Source organism: Sandaracinaceae bacterium, assembly GCA_016706685.1.
Classification (GTDB): Bacteria; Myxococcota_A; Polyangia; order Polyangiales; family Houyiibacteriaceae; genus JADJJE01.
On the sequence record JADJJE010000001.1, the window covers coordinates 1 to 18,089 of the forward strand.

An 18,089-nucleotide genomic window follows, 5' to 3' on the forward strand; every position below is an offset into this window, starting at 1 on the left:
GCCTGCTCAACAACGTGGCCATCGCGGCAGCAGCGGCGCTCGCACGGGGAGCGCAGCGCGTGGCCATCGTGGACTGGGACGTGCACCACGGGAACGGCACCCAGGAGATGTTCTACGACGATCCGCGCGTGCTCTTCATCTCGCTGCACCAGTGGCCCTGCTACCCGGGCACAGGCGCCGCGCAGGAGACCGGGCGCGGCGCGGGCCAGGGCACCACGCTCAACATCCCCCTACCGGCGGGCGCCGACCCGGCCGTGTTCGGCGAGGCCTTCCGGCGCCTGGTGCTCCCCGCGCTGCAGGCGTTCCGAGCGGACCTGGTGCTGGTGTCGGCGGGCTTCGACGCCCACGAGCGGGACCCGCTGGCCAACCTGAACCTGGACGCGGCCACCTACGGGGCCATGACCAGCTCGCTGGTGGACCACGTGGAAGGGCTCGGGCACGGGCGCCTGGGGTTGGTGCTCGAGGGGGGCTACGACCTGCGGGCGCTCGAGGACAGCGTGGCCGCCGTGACCCGCGCGCTCGGGGGCAGCGGGGTGGCGCTCCCGGAGGGTCGCATCGGGCCGGAATTCGAGCGAGCCCTCGCCCGTGCCGAGGCGCTCCGCTAGCGCAGGGCTTGCGCCCGGCCCCCGACCCGTGGCTTAACCCGCGGATGCCGTCCATTCTGACCTCTCTCGCAAGCGCGGTGCGCGCCCTCTCCCTCTTGGCCACCTTGGTGGCGCTCGGGTGTGGCTCGCCTAGCCCCGCGCCGGACTACCCGACGCCCGAAGACCCGCCGCTCGACGATGGCGAGGAGGACGCCGTCGAAGAGGAAGTCGAAGACGACTGGGTGGACCCGAGCGCGGGCGAAGAGACCGAGGAGCCCGAGAAGCGCTGAGGTGACCCACGCCGACACCGTGATCGTGGGCGCCGGCGCGGCAGGCAGCGTCATCGCGGCGCGCATGACCGAAGACGGGGCCCACGACGTGTTGCTGCTGGAGGCGGGTCCGGACTACCCGCCCGGCACACGGCTCCCGGCCGACCTGGTGGACGGGACGCGCAACTCCACCCGCGCGCACGACTGGGGCTACGCCATGACGCCCACGCCGCGCGCGTCCAGCATGGACTTCCCGCGTGGGCGGGTGGTGGGCGGGTCGAGCGCGGTGAACACGTGCATCGCGCTGCGCGGCATGCCGTACGACTTCGACGAGTGGGCCGCCCTGGGGCTGCCCGACTGGTCCTGGGAGCGCTGCCGCCCAGCATTCCTGCGGCTCGAGACCGACCTGGACAAGCGGGACGAGCACCACGGGAGCGCGGGCCCCATCCCCATTCGCCGGCACCCGCCCGCCGAGCTGACGCGCTGGCAGGCGGCGTTCATGGCGGCCTGCGACGAGCTGGGCTACGCGGAGAACCCCGACGCCAACCGGCCCGACACCACGGGCTGTGCGCCCCACCCCATGAACAAGGTGGACGGCCAGCGCATGGGCGCCGCGCGCTGCTACCTGACGGCCGAGGTGCGGGCGCGGCCGGGCCTGCGCATCATGGCGCACACGCACGTGGTGCGGGTGGTCTTCGAGGGGCAGCGCGCCATCGGCGTGGAGGTCACGCGCGGGGGCGAGCGCTCCGTCATTCGCGCCGAGCAGGTGGTGCTGGCCAGCGGCGCCATCAGCACGCCCGGCATCTTGCTGCGCTCTGGGGTGGGCCCGCGCGCGGAGCTCGAGCGCCTGGGGGTCCCCCGGGTAGCCGACGTGCCGGGCGTGGCGGCGCGGCTGCTGGACCACCCGGGCGTGGCCATGTTCTACCTGCCGAAGCCGGGCGTGGCCGATGTGCGCGACGCGCTGGTGCAGACGCACCTGCGCTATGCGGCAGAGGGCAGCTCGCGCCTCAACGACATGCAGCTGCAGCCGGGGTCGCTGGTGCCGCTCCCGGTCGCCGAGCTGCCCGCCGTGAGCCTGATGGCCGCCGTGGGAAAGCCGCGCGGGCACGGGCTGCTGCGCTTCCCCACCGCCCTCGCACACCAGAAGCCGGTCATCGAGCTGCGCGCCCTGGCGCACCCGGACGACCTCGAGCAGGCGGCCGAGGCGCTGGAGCTGGCCTGGTTGTTGGGGTCCACCGCGCCCATGCGGGAGCTGGCCACCCTGGCGCTGCCGTCCGAACGAGGCCTCGGGAGCCGAGCCAGCTTCCGGGAGATCGCGCGGCGCCAGTGCGGGAGCGGGTACCACCCGTGCGGCTCGGCCAAGATGGGCGCCGACGACGATCCCTTGGCGGTCACCGACGGGCGGGGCCGCGTGCGCGGGGTCACCGGCCTGCGGGTGGCCGACGCCAGCCTCATGCCCACCATCCCGAGCGGGAACATCCACCTCCCCACCCTCATGATGGGCGAGCGCTTCGGCGAGTGGCTGCGGGACGGTACGTGAAACGCGACTCCAACCTGATAAGCTCCGCCGCGTGAACGACGACCCGACGCTCGAGATGGAGGATCTGCTGGCGATGACGCTGGCAGACCACTACATCATCCATCGCACCCTCGAGTGGGGCGGGGACGCCGTCTCGTACCTGGAGGCCGAGCGCGATGGCCAGCGCCTGATCCTCTGCACGCTGCCCGAGCTGTTCGCCACGGGTGCCGCCAAGGACGCGTTCGTGGCCCTGGCCGAGTCGCTCATGAAGCTGGACGTGCCCACCGTGCTGCCCATCAAGGCGTGGGCCGTGGTGGACGACGTGCCGCTGCTGGAGATGGGCTGGGAAGAGGGCAAGCCCATCAGCACGGCCATCGTGAAGGCGCCGCTGCCGTCCGTGCCGCTCTTGAAGGTGGCCGACCAGGTGCTGCGCGCGCTGGTGCACTGCCATCGCGCGTCCATCGTGCACGGCGACCTCACGCCCGAGAACGTCATCGTCACGCGCGGCGGCGACATGAAGTCGCCCATCATCCGTGTCATCGGGGTGGGGCTCGGGCCGCTGCTGCGCGAGTACGGGCTGGTGGAGCAGAACAACCCCATGTCGGGGGCGTTCGCGCTCGACTACCTGCCGCCCGAGGTGGGTCGTGGGCAGCGCGCGTCGTCGCGCTCCGATCTGTTCTGCATGGGCGTGCTCATGCACCACATGGTCATCGGGCGCCCGCCCGAGGGCTACGACTCACGCGATGGCTTCGCCGACATCCCGCAGATGCCGGATGTCATCCGGCGTGCCACCGCGCGCGACGCGGCCGAGCGGTACTCCGACGCCGCGGGCATGCTGGCCGCGCTCGACTGGCTGGACGTCATCTCGTCCAAGATGAGCCCGCACACGCAGGACATCCCGCTGTGGATGGAGTACTCCATCGTGGGGAACATCCCGGTGCCGCAGCTGAACGCGGCGTCCACGGACGTGCTGCCGGTGCGCCGCACCTCGCGGCCGCCGCGCGCTCCCTCGGCGCCGCCGCCCGGCATGCTGCGAGGCTCGCACTCGCCCAGCATGCCGCAGTCGGTCATCCCCGTGCGCATCGTAGTCAGCCCGTCCATGGCGGCGCCTCCCACCATCACGGGGGCACCCGCGGTGCCCACCATCCCGGGGCCCGCGGGCCTGCCGCGTGTGAAGAGCGCCAGCAACGACGGCCTCTGGTGGGTGGCCGCGGCGCTGTGCCTGGTCATCATCCTGTTGGTGCTGGGCTGGGTGTGGCTCGAGACCAACCCGAACGCCGCGCTGCCCGCCCCCGCTCCCACCGCTGCACCGTGAGTCGCCTGGTGCCGAGACATTCCGGCGCAGTGCTGGTAGGTTCCCGCGCCATGACGATCAACGAGCTCCAGCAGGAAGAACGCATCGCCCTCGGAGGCCTGCTGCGCCTCATCATCCGCTCGGATGGAGACTTCACGGTGGCCGAGGAGGAGACCGTCAACCAGCTGGGCGAGAAGCACCTGGGCGGCGCGGGCGAGCTCTGGCGCGTGATCTCCGCGTCGGCGCAAGCCTGCCCCAACGACGCCGCCATCCGCGCGAGCGCCGCGAAGGTGACGCGCCCCGAGGCCCGCGCCGTCATCCTCGGGCTGGTGCGCGAGGTCGCGGCGGGCGACGAGGTCAGCCCCAGCGAGGAGACGCTCATCGGCTGGCTCGAGTCGCTCTGGAAGTGACGCGCGGCGTCACTTCCCGCCCTCACATCATGGAGACGGGGTCCACGTCCACGCTCGCCCGCGCCGTGCCGCCGCCGCGCTCGATGGCGGCCAGCACCAGCAGCGCCACCTCGCGCAGCGCCTTGCGGTCCGGGCTGCGCAGCAGGAAGCGATAGCGAAAGCGCGAGCGCACCTTGGCCAGCGGCGCCGGCGCGGGGCCCTGCAGCTGCACGCGGTGGTCTTTGACGGCCGGGTGACGCCGCGCCTCGTTGGCCAGCGCCTCGGCCGCACGGCGCGCCTCGAGGTCGTCCGGGGCATCCACGCGCACGGCCACCATGCGCCCGAAGGGAGCGTAGGCCAGCTCGCGGCGCTGCTCGATCTCGGCGGTGTAGAACGCCTCGTAGTCGTGCCGCGCGGCCGACGCGATGGCGTGGTGCTCGGGCTGGAAGGTCTGCACCAGCACGCGGCCCTTGCGCGCGCCTCGGCCGGCCCGCCCTGCCACCTGGGCCAGCAGCTGGAACGTGCGCTCCGACCCGCGAAAGTCGGGGAACGCGAGGCTCTGGTCGGCCAGCAGCACGCCCACCAGCGTCACGTTCTCGATGTCGTGCCCCTTGGTCACCATCTGTGTGCCCACCAGCACGTCGATCTCACCCGAGCGCACGCGGTCGAGCACCTGCTCCACGCCCTCGCCGCTGGCGGTGTCGCGGTCGAGGCGCGCCACCTTCGCGGGGGCCAGCAGGTCGGACAGCTCGTCCTCCAGCTTCTCGGTGCCCACACCGAGGGGCACGCGCTCGGTGGCACCGCACGAGCGGCAGGCGGCCACCAGGGGCTCGCTGTAGTCGCAGTAGTGGCAACGCAGCGCGCCCTCGCGGCGGTGCTCGGTGAGCGGCACGCTGCACGCCGGGCAGCCCACCAGCTCTTCGCAGCCCGCGCACTGCATGGTGGGCGAGTAGCCGCGCCGGTTCAGGAACAAGATGGCCTGGCCCTTGTCGGCCAGGCACTCGCGCAGCGCACGCAGCAGCGGCTCCGACACGAAGCGGCGCTCGGGCCCGCTGCTCTTGAGGCGCCGCAGGTCCACCAGCTCCACGCGGGGCATGACCTGCCCCGTGGCGCGCTCGGGCAGGCTGATCAGGTCGAAGCGCCCGTCGCGCGCGTGCTGAAAGCTCTCGAGGCTGGGCGTGGCGCTGCCCAGGATGCACACCGCCGACGCGCGCGTGGCGCGCAGCACCGCCATGTCGCGCGCGTGATAGCGGAAGCCATCTTCCTGCTTGAAAGAAGGGTCGTGCTCCTCGTCCACCACGATGACGCCCAGGTCTCGCACCGGCGCGAAGAGCGCGCTGCGCGCACCCACGGCGATGCGCAGATCACCCCGCCGCAGCGCCCGCCAGTAGTCGTCGCGCTCCTTCTCGCCGAGGCCGCTGTGCAGCACCGCGATCTCGTTGCCGAAGCGCGCACGGAAGCGGCCCACCAGCTGCGGCGTGAGCGCGATCTCGGGCACCAGCAGCAACCCACCGCGCCCCTGCGCGCGCGCGGCGTCCATCACGCGCAGATACACCTCGGTCTTGCCGGAGCCGGTCACGCCGTGCAGCAGGAAGGGGCGCGTGGGCGCCGCCAGGGCTTCCACCAAGCGCTGTGTAGCGTGCGCCTGGGCAGCGGTGGCCTGGGGTGGCGCCTCGATGGTGGGCGCAGCCGTCAGGAAGCGGTCCGCCAGCACCTCGCGCACCTCGCAGCTGAGCAGGCCGCGCTCCACCAGCTTGGCCACCACGGTGCGCGCCGTCTTCTCGTGCACGCGCAGCTCACTGAGGCTCACCTCGCCGCGCGTGTCCACCAGCGTGAGCACGCGCGCCTGGGCCGCGCCGAACCGGCCTTCGCGCGCGGCCTCCGTGGCGCGCACGAACGTCTCCTCGCGCACGCGCACGGCGGCGCCCTTCAACGCGTCCCCGCCGGTAAGGAAGCCATCCTGACGCAAACGCGCGAGCGCCCCACGCGGGAGCGCCGGCGCGGCGGAGCGCAGCACCTCCCCCAGCGGGTGCATGTAGTAGCGCGCGGCTTCCTCGAGGAAGGCCAGCAGCTCGTCCGTGAAGAGCGGCTCGGCTTCGAGCAAGCCCGCCACCCGCATGATGCGCGTGACCCCCTCGGGGGGCGCCGCGCGCTCGGCCACCACGATGCCCACCGCCTTGCGGCGCGCAAACGGCACGGCCACACGCGCGCCCCGCTTCACCTGCCCGGCCAGGTGGCGTGGCACGGCATAGGTGAACGTGCGCCGCAGCGGCACGGGCAGCGCCACGTCCACGTAGCCGGCGATGTCGTCGCTCACGGCGCGCTCGGCTCCTGGTCACCCAACGGTGCCCGCAGGTCCTCGGCGGCTTCGCGCTCCTGCCAGGCCACGTGCAGGATGGCGGCCACCGCGTCGTAGAGCTCCTCGGGGATCTCCTCGCCCAGCGACAGCTCGTACAAGCTGCGCGCCAGCGGGATGTCGCGCAGCACCGGCACACCCGCCTCGCGCGCTGCGGCGATCATCTTCTGGGCCAGGTGGTCGGCGCCCTTCGCCAGCACCTCGGGCGCGCCCTCCCCGTCTTCGTCGTAGTGGATGGCCACCGCCAAGTGCGTGGGGTTCACGATGAGCGCGTCGGCGCCGCGCACCTGCTCGAGCGTCTGGTGCTCGATGATCTCCTGGTGCTTGCGCTTGCGCTCGTGCTTCAGCTGGCCATCGCCCTCGGCGTTCTTGTACTCACGCTTGACCTCGTCCTTGCTCATGCGCTGGTCGCGCTGGAACTGCCAGCGCTGGTAGAGCAGGTCCAGCACGCCCACGCCCAGCAGCGCGAGGCCCACGCGCAGGAACAGCTGCTCACCCAGCAGCCCCAGGCTGCGCAGCACGGCATCGCCCGGCGCCAGCACCAGCGTGAGCACGCCCCGCAGCGCCGCGCGCAGGCTGACCCACGCCACTGCGGTCACCAGCCCCAGCAGGGCCAGCGACTTGAGCAGCTCCACCAAGCGCTTCAGCGAGAACAGCTGCTTGGTGCCCTTCAGCGGATCCACGCGCGAGAGGTCCGGCGAGATGGGGTCGAACGTGAGCAGCGGGCCCACCTGCAGGAACGTGAGCGCCACGCCGCTGAACATGCCCGCCAGCAGGATGGGCAGCACCAGCGTGCTGGCCAGCGTGAGCGACGCCGTCAGCGCCCGCAGCGAGCCCTCGGCCCCGGTGTGCATGCTGGCCAGGGAGAGCTCGAACAGGCTGCGAAAGCCCACCTGCAGCGGCGCGGCCGAGGACGCGAGCGCGGCCGTCAGCGCCAGCAGCACCACCGCCGACGACAGCTCCCGGCTCTTGGGCACCTGCCCCTTCTGCCGCGCCTCCCGCAGCTTCTTGTCGGTGGCCTGCTCGGTCTTCTCGCTCACGCGAAAACCCTGTCACGCGGGCTGGACGCGCGCACGGGGACCGCACGGACCGAGGCCTCACTCGAACTGGCTGCAGTCGATGAGCGTCGGGTGCACGGCCCCGTTGTTGCCGTCGTTGCACTCCGGCACCACGTCATTGGGGTCCACCACTCCGTACAGCTGGAACATCGTCTCTGGCACGGTCAGCGACTGCTGGAAGGAGAGCTGGCCCCCCGCAGGGACCGTGCCCGTGACGGTAACCGTCTGGATGCTCACGCCACCGGCGCTGGGGTTGCCGGCGAAGAAGCGCACCACCGGGTCCGTGACCGGCGCGCTGCCGTCGTTGAAGACCGTGAAGGACACCAGGGGTGCCGGACACGCGCTGCTCACGGTGTCGATCACCAGCCGCAGGTCGGCCTCGGACGCCCCCGTGGTGAGCGTGGCGACGGCGTCGTTGTTGCTCTCACGGCACTCGCGCTCCACGTTCGCGGCATCGATGGCGGCGCGCACCGAGTCGGGGAGCCCGCTGGGTGTCATGCCGGTGGCGTCGTAGCGCGCCACCAGGAACACCACCCCGCCCGCCTCCAGTGACGTGGTGAGCGGCACGGTCAAAGGACCGCTGTTGGTCATGAGCGGGCTCTCCGTGCCGCCCCACGTGCCGAAGAAGCTCACCTCGATGCCGGGGCCCACGCGCAGGTCGCCCGCGTTGACCACGCGCGCCGACAGGTCGATCTCGGAAGAGAACGTCCCACAGGCTGCATCCGGGGATGACACCTGCAGGCCCGTGACCTGCAGGTCGGGCGCGATGCCGAAGGGGCTCTGCGGATTGCTGCGATAGGAGTTGTAGAGGCGCCCGTTCAGCGGCTCCCAGCTGGGCGGCTCGCTCATGGGTACGCCGCCGCCCTCGTACACGTTGGTCACGTGGTAGGCGTGCTGGTTCCAGATGCGGCGCGCGCTCACCCAGAAGTCGCCGGAGTCGCCCCACATCTCGATGCCGTTGTTGAAGGACGCGCTCACCCCCGGGAGCCCGCAGAAGCCGGACTCGTTGCTGGTGGAGAAGATGATCTCGGCGTTCCCGTCGTTGTCCGCGTCCGCCACGATGGGGTACTCGATGCGCGTGCGGCTCTCGCTCAGCTCGCGGAAGTACACCGTGCCGTCACGCCCGTCGTACACACGGAAGTAGCACTCGTCGTTGTAGACCACCTCGGCCGCACCATCGCCGTTGAAGTCGAAGAGGGTGGAGCCCGTGACCTGGCTCGATGCGTCCTGGGTCTGGCGCGTCCAGCCGTTGTGGAGGCAGGTGCAGGTGCCGGCGCGCGTGTTGCACACGGCCTCGCCCGGGAAGCCACAGTCGGCGTCCGTGCTGCAGGGCACCGCGTTGGGTGTTCTCACTGGGTTCCCCGCGGGCAGCGGCATGTTGTCCACCATGGCGTTCGGCCAGGCCGCGCAGCTGGCGGTCGTGGCCTGGAGGTCGACCATTTGATACCCGGTGGACCCCGCCGTGCCGATCTCGGGGAACCCGTCACCGTCGAAGTCGTCCACGTTGGGCGCGCCGCCGAGCGTGCCGGGGATGTCGATGTCCACGTAGATCTGGCCGGTCTGGCCGTTCATGATCTGCAGGCGACCAGCGGCCACGGTGATGACCTCGGGCACGCCGTCGAGCGCGTTCCCAGGCCCGGGGGCAGCGCTCTGGCTCGTTCCGAGCACGTCGGCCACCGCGCAGAAGCCCTCACGGATGGCGGTGTTGTCGATGGCGCGCGCGTCCCAGCGCGTGACCAGGCGCCCGGCGCAGTAGGCCACCTCCTCGGGAACCGTCTCGCTGCCGCTGCACTCCGAGCGTCGCGTGACGCCCGCCGGCGGGTTGGGGAACTCGTACGCCGTGCTGCCCGCGATGACCTCGAGGCGTCCGTCTCCGAGGATGTCGGCCACGCACGCGATGGAGCCCTGCGTGTTGATGCCCGTGCCCCCGGTGCCGGTGCCGGCGAACGCGTCCCGTACCTGCAGCACGCCTGCGCCGCTGCGCTCGAGCGTGAAGACGCGACGCCCGATCACGATCTCGGCGAAGCCCACACCGTCCACGTTGGCGATGGACGGCGACGGGTTCGGACCTTCGAGTGTCACATCGAAGCTGCTCAGCAGCGCGCCGCGGTTGCTGTAGATGAGCACCTCGTCCGCCTCGTGGATGGCCACGATCTCGGGGATGCCGTCCTGGTCGAGGTCACCCGCCGCGAGGCTCGCGGTGGGGTCCACGATGCCCGCGGTGCAGCTGCAAGCGGCGTCGAACGTGGTGGTGGGCTCGCCCTCGGCCCACACGGCGTTGCCGCACGACGCAAAGAAGTCCTCGCCCTTGTTGGGGCCGCCTCCGTGGATGGCCCGCAGAACACCATGCTGCTGGTAGCGCGCGTTGCCTGCCACGGTGCCGCAGAACGAGGCGAACACGATCTCCGGGAAGTCGAGCTCGTTGATCGCGCCGTCGCCGTTGTCGTCGTCCAGGTTGATGACCAGCGGCGCGATCACCGCCTGCGACGACGGCGGAAAGGGGCTCCCTACCGCGTCGCGGTTGGCCTGCGTGCCACCCCAGGTGATCTCGTTGCTGGGCAGCACGCTGGTGAAGGGCTGGGGCGCCAGGAAGCACGTGGGCGCAACGCCAGTGCCCACGCAGCGGTCCACCACGCACTCCGTGTTGGCGGGGCAGTCCCAGTCGTCGGCGCAGGGGCAGGTGGCCTCGCCGGAGGTCTCGCTGCACGCCTGCGAGCACTCGAGCCGCACGAAGGTGCCCGAGCCGTTCCCCAAGCACTCGAGGACCTGCATGCCCGCGCAGCTCCGCGCGCCGGGCACGCACACGTCGCCCACGCACACGTCGCTCACGCAGCTCTCGGTCGGGTCGCACTCGAGGTCGTCGCTGCACGAGTTGTCGCGGCACACGAAGCCCCCGCCCACAGCCGGCTCGCACACTTCCGTCGGCGAGCACGCGAGCTCGGCGCACGAGTTGTCCACGCACTCGAAGTCGTCATCGACGGTGCTGCAGCGCTGGCCGAGACCACACGTGGCCGTGCAGCCGGTGACGCAGGTGGGCACACCGCTGGCCGCGCTGCACGTCTCGCCCGAGGGGCAAGGGAAGCCCACGCAGTCGAGCACGCACGCCGGCTGCCCGCTCACGTCGCGGCAGCTGTAGCCGGGGTCACACGCAACCCCGGTGCAGTCCGCTGCGCAGCGGTACGAGTTACCGATGTTGACGCACGTCTGGTTCGCGCCGCAGGGGTTCGGGTCGCACGCGTCCACGACCATCATGTCCTGGTCCACGGCGCCGTCTCGAGGGCCACCTTGGTCCCCGTCGCCACCGTCCATTCGTGAGGGCGTACCGCTCTCACAGGAGCAGCCCGCCGCGCCGAGCGCGAGCGGAAGGCCAAAGAGAACGAGCAAGACCACCGACCTGGACAGGCGACTCCGCATTCGGACAGCGTAGCGGCCAGAACGGAATATTGCACTACCGTGGCTTGCGGGGCGCCTCGCGTGATAGCGTCACGTCGGCGCGTCAGGGGGATGCGCCAACACCAGGGATGGAATCCATGTCACTGACCGCCGAACAGGCCGCGCAACGCGTTGGCAAGCAGCCCGCGTGGGAGCTCGCGAACGACATCAAGCGACTGCTGGGGAGCGTGGACGACGCCCGCGAGCGACAGGGGCTCTTGCTCACGCTGGCCAGAGCCGAGAAGGCACAGGGTCGCTCGCTGCATGCCCTGCACCGGGTGGATGACGTGCTGCGTCTCGACCCCGGGTGCGCGGAGGCGCACGTGCTGCGCGGCGACATCTTCACGGACAAGGGCGCCGACAGCGACGCGATCGCCGCGTATCAGAGGGCGATCGAGCTCAGTCCCGACAACGCCGCGGCTCACGCTGGCCTCGGGCTCGTGTACGCCTTCAGCCAGCGGTCGGCCGAGGCCGTGCCGCACCTGACCAGGGCCGTGACCCTCGACCCCACGCACGTCCTGGCAACCCAGACGCTGGGGCAGGAGCTCTTGAAGCTGGGGCAGCGAGAGCAAGCCGAGCCGTTCGTCCGGAAGGCTGCCGACCGGGCTCACCCGCTGTCCGCTTGCACCCTGAAGTGGACCTATGGCGCCACGCTCGACCACCAGCAGCTGGTCGCGCTGTCGCAGCACTACTGGGACCAGAACCAGCAACACCTCACGTTCCAGCACCTGGAGGAGGCCCTGGCGCTGCCGGCGCTCACGCCCGACCAGCGCTGCGAGGTGCTGCAAGCGTACTCGCTCAAGCTCTACTTCACGGAGCTGTACGCGGAGGCCGAAGCGAAGATTCGAGAGGCGCTCGCGCTGGGCGGAGGCGCGGACGCGAAGTCGCAGGCCAACTTCCGAGGCAACCTGGCCATGGCGCTCTTCCGCCAGGGGCCCGAGAAGCTGGACGCGGCGTGCCGAGAGTTCCCGGACGCGCTCCGGCTCGAGCCCGGCAACGCGCAGCGCCTCCACAACTACGGGATGGCGCTGCACGCCCGGGGCAGCACGGACGAAGCGCTCGCGGCGCTGCTCGAGGCCAACGCGGCCGACCCCTACCACGTGAACACGCACTATCAGCTGGGGGTCGTGTACAGCGCCAAGGGCGAGGTCGAGCTGGCCCGGAAACACCTGCTCTACGCCGAGCAGTGCGGGCACCAGGGCGCCCAGGCGCTGCGCCACCAAACCTGCGGTGCGAACGAGCCCGCCGATCACATGAACAACGGCGCCTACTACTTCGACCGCAACCAGCTCGAGCAGGCCATCGCGAGCTTCCAGCAAGCCATCCCGCTGCTGGAAGGCATGGTGGAGTTCGAGGGCGACCGAAGCTCCATCAACCTGGCGTCGTGCCACAACAACATCGGCTTCGCGATGACGTTGCTGAACAACCCCGCTGGCAAGGAGCACCTCGAGAAGGCCATCGCGATGGACCCGCTGTACTTCGACGCCGTCAACAACCTGGGCAACTACCTCGCCGCGTTCGGCCAAGACGACGCCGCGCTCGCACAGTTCGCGCTCGCATCGGAGCTCGACCCGAACTCGGGCTCGCCCTACTACAACCGCGGTCGCGTCTACCTGAACAAGAAGCAGGACTTCCAGCAGGGCATCGAGGAGTTCACGCAGGCGGCCACGCTGTACGCCAACCACGAGCAACGGCTGAACGACGCGCGCTACCTGCGCGCCAAGTGCTACGAGGCGCTCGGCAGGTACGCGGAGGCCATGAAGGACTACTACGACGTCTACGCGGACGCCGACGTGGCGCGCGTCCAGGCGCTCATGTAGACCGGTTGTGGCCCTCGACCTTGGTGGTGCCCCGGACACCACGCCTCCCAATGCGCGTGTGCCACCAACCCAGGAGCCCCGCCCAGATGACGACGGGCAGGAAGACGAGCGCCGGCGCAGTCTCGCCGGTGACGATCAGCTCAGCGCTCGGGAAGCACCACCTGTCGTGGTCCAACCACGGGTACACGATGGCGAGATCGTGCATGAGCGTGCCGAACCTCAGTCGCGCGAGCGGCACGGCGAGCCCCGCCGCTGCGGCCGTTCGCCATGCACGCTCCGGTTCGTGACGAGCGGTGAAGGGAGCGAACCCCACCGCGAACAGGCACACGGCCCCGAGCACCACGACATGACTCGGACGCAACCCCACCAGGAACCACCCGTACATCTCGTATGCGTACATCCCGACGCTCAACACGGAGCACAGAGCGCGCAAGAGGGTGGCGGGATGGAAGAGGGACGTGATGCGCATGAGGGCGGGCTCAGCGAGCGCTCAACTCCGCTGAGGCCCGCGCCATTCCGCGCCCGCATGCGCTCTGGCTAGTGGTCGTGCTTGAGCAAGAACTCGGGGCTGATAGCCTTGAACGACACGCGACCCAGCGTGTTCGAGCGCGCCTCGTTGAGGGGACGGATGACGATGCCCTCGCGCTCGACGTGGTGGAGCGAGCTCGTGCCCATGCTCTTCCGCACCAGGATGGGGATGTCGTTCTCGAGCCGGTAGTCGCTCTCCAGCACGGGCACCATGGGGAGGTCCATGCCTCGCAGGACGTCCACGAGCTCGACGAAGTCGAAGAACCGGTATCGGTCGATGTCGAAGACGTTGAAGAAGCTCACGCGGTGCCCACGGAGCGCATACAGGTTGCCCTGGATGCCTTCGCCGATGATCTCTCCCTGCAGGGCCAGATTGCCGCCCCGGGCGCGCAGCTTCTCTTCGACGCCGAGCGCACGCGCGACGTTCCAGAGGCTGTTCTGCTCCGACTCGAGGAGCTCCAGGTTGCGAGAGCAGACGCCGAACTCGCCGTCCCTCAGGTAGTAGGTCACGGAGCTGCCATCGAGCTTCTCCGTCACGTAACACGCCGTGCCGGCGTACTCGTCCAGCACCTCCTGCAGCACCTGGACGCGTGTCTCGTCGGTCTTCGGGATGAAGCCGGGGAACGCACCCTTGACCACGCCCGCAAGGTTGGCGGGCATGGGTGGCTCGTACTTGCTGACGCCGAGAATCGCCGTGACGTCGGTGCCTTCGGCGCACTCGACCCCCGCCGGAAGGATGCTGAGGGGAAAGCAGATGCCCTGCGAGATCTCGCCGCGCAGGCGAACCGTGCGGATGCGCATGCCACGCGCCTGTAGGAAGGCGAACTCGGGCCGCGCGGGAAGGATGGAGTCGACCTCGCAGTAGACGGCGAGGTCACCGACCTGGAACTCCCCCTTCTTGACGACCAGCTGCCAGCCGAGAACGGTGGCTGCCTCGATGGCGTCCGCTCCGCGGATGGGCTGGAGAGTGCGGATGCGTTGGATGGAAGCGAGTGCGCGCATGATTCGGGTGGCGTCATCGCGATGACGACGCGGCGCCGTTCATGGTACTGCGGACGGCGACGTCAAGCGCGGAGCGGCGTGCTGTGGAGGCGGAGCCCTCGTGCGCCGGTAGACAGTCACAGTCTCGGTGCGTCGTGTGCTTCGGCCCCTTCGTGCTGTTCCGGTGCTTCGGGGAGCAGGTGACCCGCATCAGGCGGGAATTCGCCGCCATGAGCCTGGGCAGCGCGCCGTCACCCGCTGCGTGACAGATCGCATGCGCCGCTCGTGCGTCTACAAGGCGGCGAGGTGGCCCATGACCTATCGAGACGACATCCTGGCCCTTGATGCGCGCGAGCGGGCGGTCAGCGCCGAGCTGGCCATCGTCGACGCGGAGCTCGCCGCGCACGCCGTCCGTCGAGCGGAAGCCAGTCACCTCCGAGCGGAGCTCGATGCGCTGCGCGTACGACGACGGCAGGCCAGCGTCGAGCACTTGGCGCTGCACCCGTTGCACGTGGCCAAGCCTTGCCGTGTGCCGTGGTCGTCCATGCAGGGAGGCGAGCACGTGCGTCACTGCGGGCAATGCAACAAGCAGGTCTACAGCCTGTCGGGCCTGTCCGCCGTGCAAGTCGTGCGGCTGCTCGCGACGGGGGACGCCACGTGCGTGCGCTTCTTCGCGCGCGCGGACGGAACGCTCATCACGTCGGACTGCAGCCCCGCGACCGCTCCCCTGCGGTCCCCTCAGGCTGCTGCTCGCGCACTGCTGCTCGGGGTGAGCGCCCTCGCGGCCGCCACCTGTGCGCTCCCCACAGAGACTCCTGGTGAGGTGTTCAAGCCCGCGCCGCCGGCCCCCATCGTCGTCGAGGAGGCTGTGGAGGCCACGGAGCGGCCTCCACCTGGCGACGAGGCTGTTCCCTCGTACGGTCCCTACACCTACGAAGTCACGGGCTACTTCAGGTGATCAACGCTCCGTCGGGTCGGCTCGAGACCACAGGTGCACTGGCGGCGAGCGACTTGTTCGAGTACGTGGTCCGGGCCGCGATGACCCACCCACACGTCCTCCCTGAATCGAACGTTCGCGAGCACTCGCGCGAAGGGGGCCGCTGATGGCCAAGGCCACACCGCAGGGCGCCAAAAAGCCAAGCACCAAGGGCACCTCAGGGGGGCGCGCAACGTCCGGGCGGTCGGCGGCCAGGAAGCCACCTGCGAAAAAGCCGCAGAAGCTGGACATCGAGCGCGTGCTGGAGGGAAAGACGCCCGTCCCCGTGAAAGTGGACGAGCTGCGCGGCGTGCACGCCCTGCCCGGATCCAAGACCGCCATCACGTTCGCCGCGTGGTGCGTGCGACGGGGCAAGCTCAAGCTGCTCGCGCGCTTGGCCGCCGACCACCCTCTGCTCCTGCGCGAGCTGGGTCTCAACGGCAGCTCGGCGCTCCACACGGCCGCGTCGAAGGGGCCGGCGTTCGTGAGCCTGCTGCTGGAAGCCGGGCTCGACCCCGCACTGGCGGACAACGAGGGGCGCCTGCCCGTGGACATGGCCATCAAGGCCGGCAGCAAGGCCGTGGTGCGCCTCTTGGCGCTGGCAGAGGATCTGGACCCGCTCGTGCTGCTCGACTACCCGGAGTTCGTTCGGCGAGTGTCCGCAGGCGAAGCCCCCAGGCTGCCCACCGCCGCGCTCGCCGCGGTGCTTCGCAGAGCCCGCCTGCGCGTGGACCTGAACGACGCGTCCGGGGCCTCGCGCGCTGCTGCTGCGAGCCACATCGCGCCGCTGGTGGCGAGCCTCCGCGCGCTCGGGGCGCGTCCCACGGACGCCGCCATGCTGGACGTGGACTGGTTTCAGAGCGAGGAGCTGACGGCGGCGTCCACGCGACGCGCGGGGGCGTCTCCAGTTCCCCGCCTGGACCCGGCCTGATACAACCTCCCCCGTGACGAAACCGCGCAGCCCTACTCTCCGTGTGCAAGTCGAGCGTGTCGTGGCCCGCGGGCTCATGCAGTTCCCCGAGGCCGCCCAGCGCGGGCTGGCACGTCTGGCCCCCACCACGCCGCTGGCGCGCGAGCTGCTCCACCCCCAGTTCCAGGCGCTCTTGGCCGCCAACGCCACGCGTCCCAAGATGCACGCGCAGACGGTGCGCGCCGCACGCTCAAGCTACAGCGGCATGATGCACATGCTCAGCCCGGCCCCCGTGCCCATGGCGAAGAGCGTGGACCTGCAGGTGCCGGTGCCCGCCACGGGGGCCTCGCGAGCCGAGCAGATCCTGGTGCGCGTGCACTACCCGCTGCCCGTGAGCGCCGCGTCACCGGCCATCATGTACATGCACGGGGGCGGCTTCACCGTGGGCGACGTGCCTTCGTACGACGCTGTGTGCCGCGACATCGCCGCGCAGACGGGTTTCCCGGTGGCCAGCGTGGAGTACCGCATGGGGCCCGAGCACCCGGCGCCGGCCGCCACCGAAGACTGCGTGGCCGCGTGGAGCTACCTGGTGCAGCACGCCGCCGAGCTGCAGCTGGACGCCACGCGCATGGCCGTCATGGGTGACAGCGCGGGCGGCAAGCTGAGCGCCGCCGTGGCGCAGCAGGCGAAGCAGCGCAGGCTCACCCCGCCGGCGCTGCAGGTGCTGGTGTACCCGGGCCTCGATCTCTTCAACGAGCTCCCCTCGAAGCAGCGCTTCGCCGTGGGCTTCGGGCTCGAGAAAGCCACCATCGACTGGTTCACATCCAACTACGTGGACAACGACGCCATCCGGCAGGACACGCGCGTCTCACCGCTGCTCACCAAAGATCTCACGGGTCTCGCACCCGCCATCGTGGTGGTGGCCAGCGACCCGCTGCGGGACGAGGGCCTGCTGTATGCGAAGCGTCTGAAGGAGGCCGGCGTGGCCGTCGAGCTGCTGGACTACCCGCGCCTGATCCACGGCTTCTTCACGATGGGCGGCGTGGTGCCCGTCGCGGCCATCGCCGTCGCCGAGGTGCTGGGCCGCACGCGCAGCCTCCTATCCCGAGCCTGAGAGGCGCCTCTCAGCGGAAGCGCTTGAAGTCGGGCTTCCGCTTCTCGAAGAAGGCCCCGATGGCCTCCTTGAGTTCGTCGCTCTTGAGCAGGTCGCAGAACACCACCGACTCGGCGTCGATGTGCGCGTTCAGCTCGGGCGCGCTGTGGCGCTTGAGCAGCTGCTTGGTGGCCAGCAGCGCGCGCTGCGGCTTCTCGGCCAGGCGACGGGCGCGCTTGCGGGCGTGGTCCAGCAGCTCGTCCTTGGGGACCACACGGCTCACCAGCCCCAGCTCCAGGGCCAAGGCGGTGTCGAACGGCTCGCCAAAGAAGAACACCTCGGCCGCGCGGCGATGGCCGGCCACCTTGGGCAGCACCAGCGCGGAGCCGGCCTCGGGGCACAGCGCCAGGTTCACGAACGGCAGGATGAACTGCGTCTCGGGCGCGGCGTAGACCACGTCGCAGTGCAACAGCATCGTGCTGCCAATGCCCACCGCGAAGCCGTCCACGGCCGCCACGATGGGCTTCTTGCACTCGGCGATCACGTGCATGAAGCGGAAGACCGGACTCTCGGGCCCGTCCGGCGCGTTCTCGAGGAAGTCCTTGAGGTCATTGCCGCTGCTGAACTGCCCGCCCTCGCCCCGCACCAGGATGACTTGCACCTCGGGGTCGCGCTCCGCGTCCAGCAGCGCCTCGGTGAGCGCCTCGTACATGGTCACGAGCAGCGAGTTCTTGGTCTCGGGGCGCGCGATGACGATCTCGCGGACGCCCTCTTCGGTGCTGACTTGAATCTTCTCGCTGCGGCTCACCGGGGCTCCTTGGTCATGGCTGGGCCGTGCCTTAGCACTGCGAGGCGGGGTCCGCATCCTCGTGTAAGGTCG

General features: G+C 70.5%; 15 protein-coding genes. 9 read left to right on the plus strand and 6 right to left on the minus strand.

The features are described from left to right. The 5 genes from IPI43_00005 to IPI43_00025 all read left to right on the plus strand — a co-directional run. Positions 1-605: histone deacetylase (locus tag IPI43_00005; GenBank protein MBK7772511.1), on the plus strand; the 605-nt coding region annotated here is incomplete at its 5' end. 77 nt (positions 606-682) lie between these two features. Further along, positions 683-874 carry a hypothetical protein gene (locus IPI43_00010; GenBank protein MBK7772512.1) on the plus strand — a complete coding sequence of 64 codons (192 nt, stop codon included), beginning with the start codon at positions 683-685 and terminating at the stop codon, positions 872-874. Further along, the gene (locus IPI43_00015; GenBank protein ID MBK7772513.1) at positions 783-2,393 is read left to right on the plus strand and encodes a GMC family oxidoreductase N-terminal domain-containing protein; all 1,611 of its coding nucleotides are present in this window, start codon (positions 783-785) and stop codon (positions 2,391-2,393) included. Before IPI43_00010 ends, IPI43_00015 begins: the two co-directional genes overlap by 92 nt. A gap of 31 nt (positions 2,394-2,424) precedes the next feature. Beyond that, positions 2,425-3,687 carry a protein kinase gene (locus tag IPI43_00020; GenBank protein ID MBK7772514.1) on the plus strand — a complete coding sequence of 421 codons (1,263 nt, stop codon included), beginning with the start codon at positions 2,425-2,427 and terminating at the stop codon, positions 3,685-3,687. Between the two features lie 50 nt (positions 3,688-3,737). Next, the gene (locus tag IPI43_00025) at positions 3,738-4,076 is read left to right on the plus strand and encodes a hypothetical protein (protein MBK7772515.1); all 339 of its coding nucleotides are present in this window, start codon (positions 3,738-3,740) and stop codon (positions 4,074-4,076) included. Between the two features lie 22 nt (positions 4,077-4,098). Here the strand turns inward: IPI43_00025 and priA are convergent, their stop codons facing one another. From priA to IPI43_00040, 3 genes are read right to left on the minus strand one after another with little or no spacing between them, the layout of a single operon-like run. Then, the gene (priA, locus tag IPI43_00030; protein ID MBK7772516.1) at positions 4,099-6,360 is read right to left on the minus strand and encodes a primosomal protein N'; all 2,262 of its coding nucleotides are present in this window, start codon (positions 6,358-6,360) and stop codon (positions 4,099-4,101) included. Between the two features lie 8 nt (positions 6,361-6,368). Further along, entirely contained in the window at positions 6,369-7,451 is a 1,083-nt protein-coding gene (locus tag IPI43_00035; GenBank protein MBK7772517.1) for an EscU/YscU/HrcU family type III secretion system export apparatus switch protein, read from the minus strand. Between the two features lie 57 nt (positions 7,452-7,508). Continuing rightward, positions 7,509-10,778, minus strand: coding sequence for a hypothetical protein (locus IPI43_00040; GenBank protein ID MBK7772518.1), 3,270 nt, complete (start codon positions 10,776-10,778; stop codon positions 7,509-7,511). A 221-nt stretch (positions 10,779-10,999) separates the two neighbouring features. On the opposite strand from IPI43_00040, the gene IPI43_00045 reads away from it, so the two are divergent. Then, a complete protein-coding gene (locus tag IPI43_00045; GenBank protein ID MBK7772519.1) occupies positions 11,000-12,721 on the plus strand; it encodes a tetratricopeptide repeat protein in 1,722 nt (573 codons plus the stop codon). Here IPI43_00045 and IPI43_00050 read toward each other — a convergent pair. Together IPI43_00050 and IPI43_00055 are read right to left on the minus strand one after the other, a co-directional pair. Beyond that, entirely contained in the window at positions 12,714-13,190 is a 477-nt protein-coding gene (locus IPI43_00050) for a hypothetical protein (protein ID MBK7772520.1), read from the minus strand. The two genes, IPI43_00045 and IPI43_00050, sit on opposite strands and share 8 nt — an antisense overlap. Positions 13,191-13,258: 68 nt before the next feature. Continuing rightward, positions 13,259-14,251: an RNA ligase (ATP) gene (locus IPI43_00055; protein ID MBK7772521.1), complete on the minus strand. Its 993-nt coding sequence runs from the start codon at positions 14,249-14,251 to the stop codon at positions 13,259-13,261. Positions 14,252-14,543: 292 nt separating this feature from the next. On the opposite strand from IPI43_00055, the gene IPI43_00060 reads away from it, so the two are divergent. The 3 genes from IPI43_00060 (at position 14,544) to IPI43_00070 (ending at position 17,230) form a co-directional block, all read left to right on the plus strand. Further along, positions 14,544-15,188, plus strand: a complete 645-nt coding sequence (locus tag IPI43_00060; protein ID MBK7772522.1) for a hypothetical protein — start codon at positions 14,544-14,546, stop codon at positions 15,186-15,188. Positions 15,189-15,465: 277 nt separating this feature from the next. Beyond that, a complete protein-coding gene (locus IPI43_00065; GenBank protein ID MBK7772523.1) occupies positions 15,466-16,137 on the plus strand; it encodes an ankyrin repeat domain-containing protein in 672 nt (223 codons plus the stop codon). A 13-nt stretch (positions 16,138-16,150) separates the two neighbouring features. Continuing rightward, positions 16,151-17,230 carry an alpha/beta hydrolase gene (locus IPI43_00070; GenBank protein ID MBK7772524.1) on the plus strand — a complete coding sequence of 360 codons (1,080 nt, stop codon included), beginning with the start codon at positions 16,151-16,153 and terminating at the stop codon, positions 17,228-17,230. A 10-nt stretch (positions 17,231-17,240) separates the two neighbouring features. Here IPI43_00070 and IPI43_00075 read toward each other — a convergent pair whose 3' ends face one another. Next, entirely contained in the window at positions 17,241-18,074 is an 834-nt protein-coding gene (locus tag IPI43_00075) for an enoyl-CoA hydratase (protein ID MBK7772525.1), read from the minus strand. Positions 18,075-18,089 lie beyond the last annotated feature (15 nt).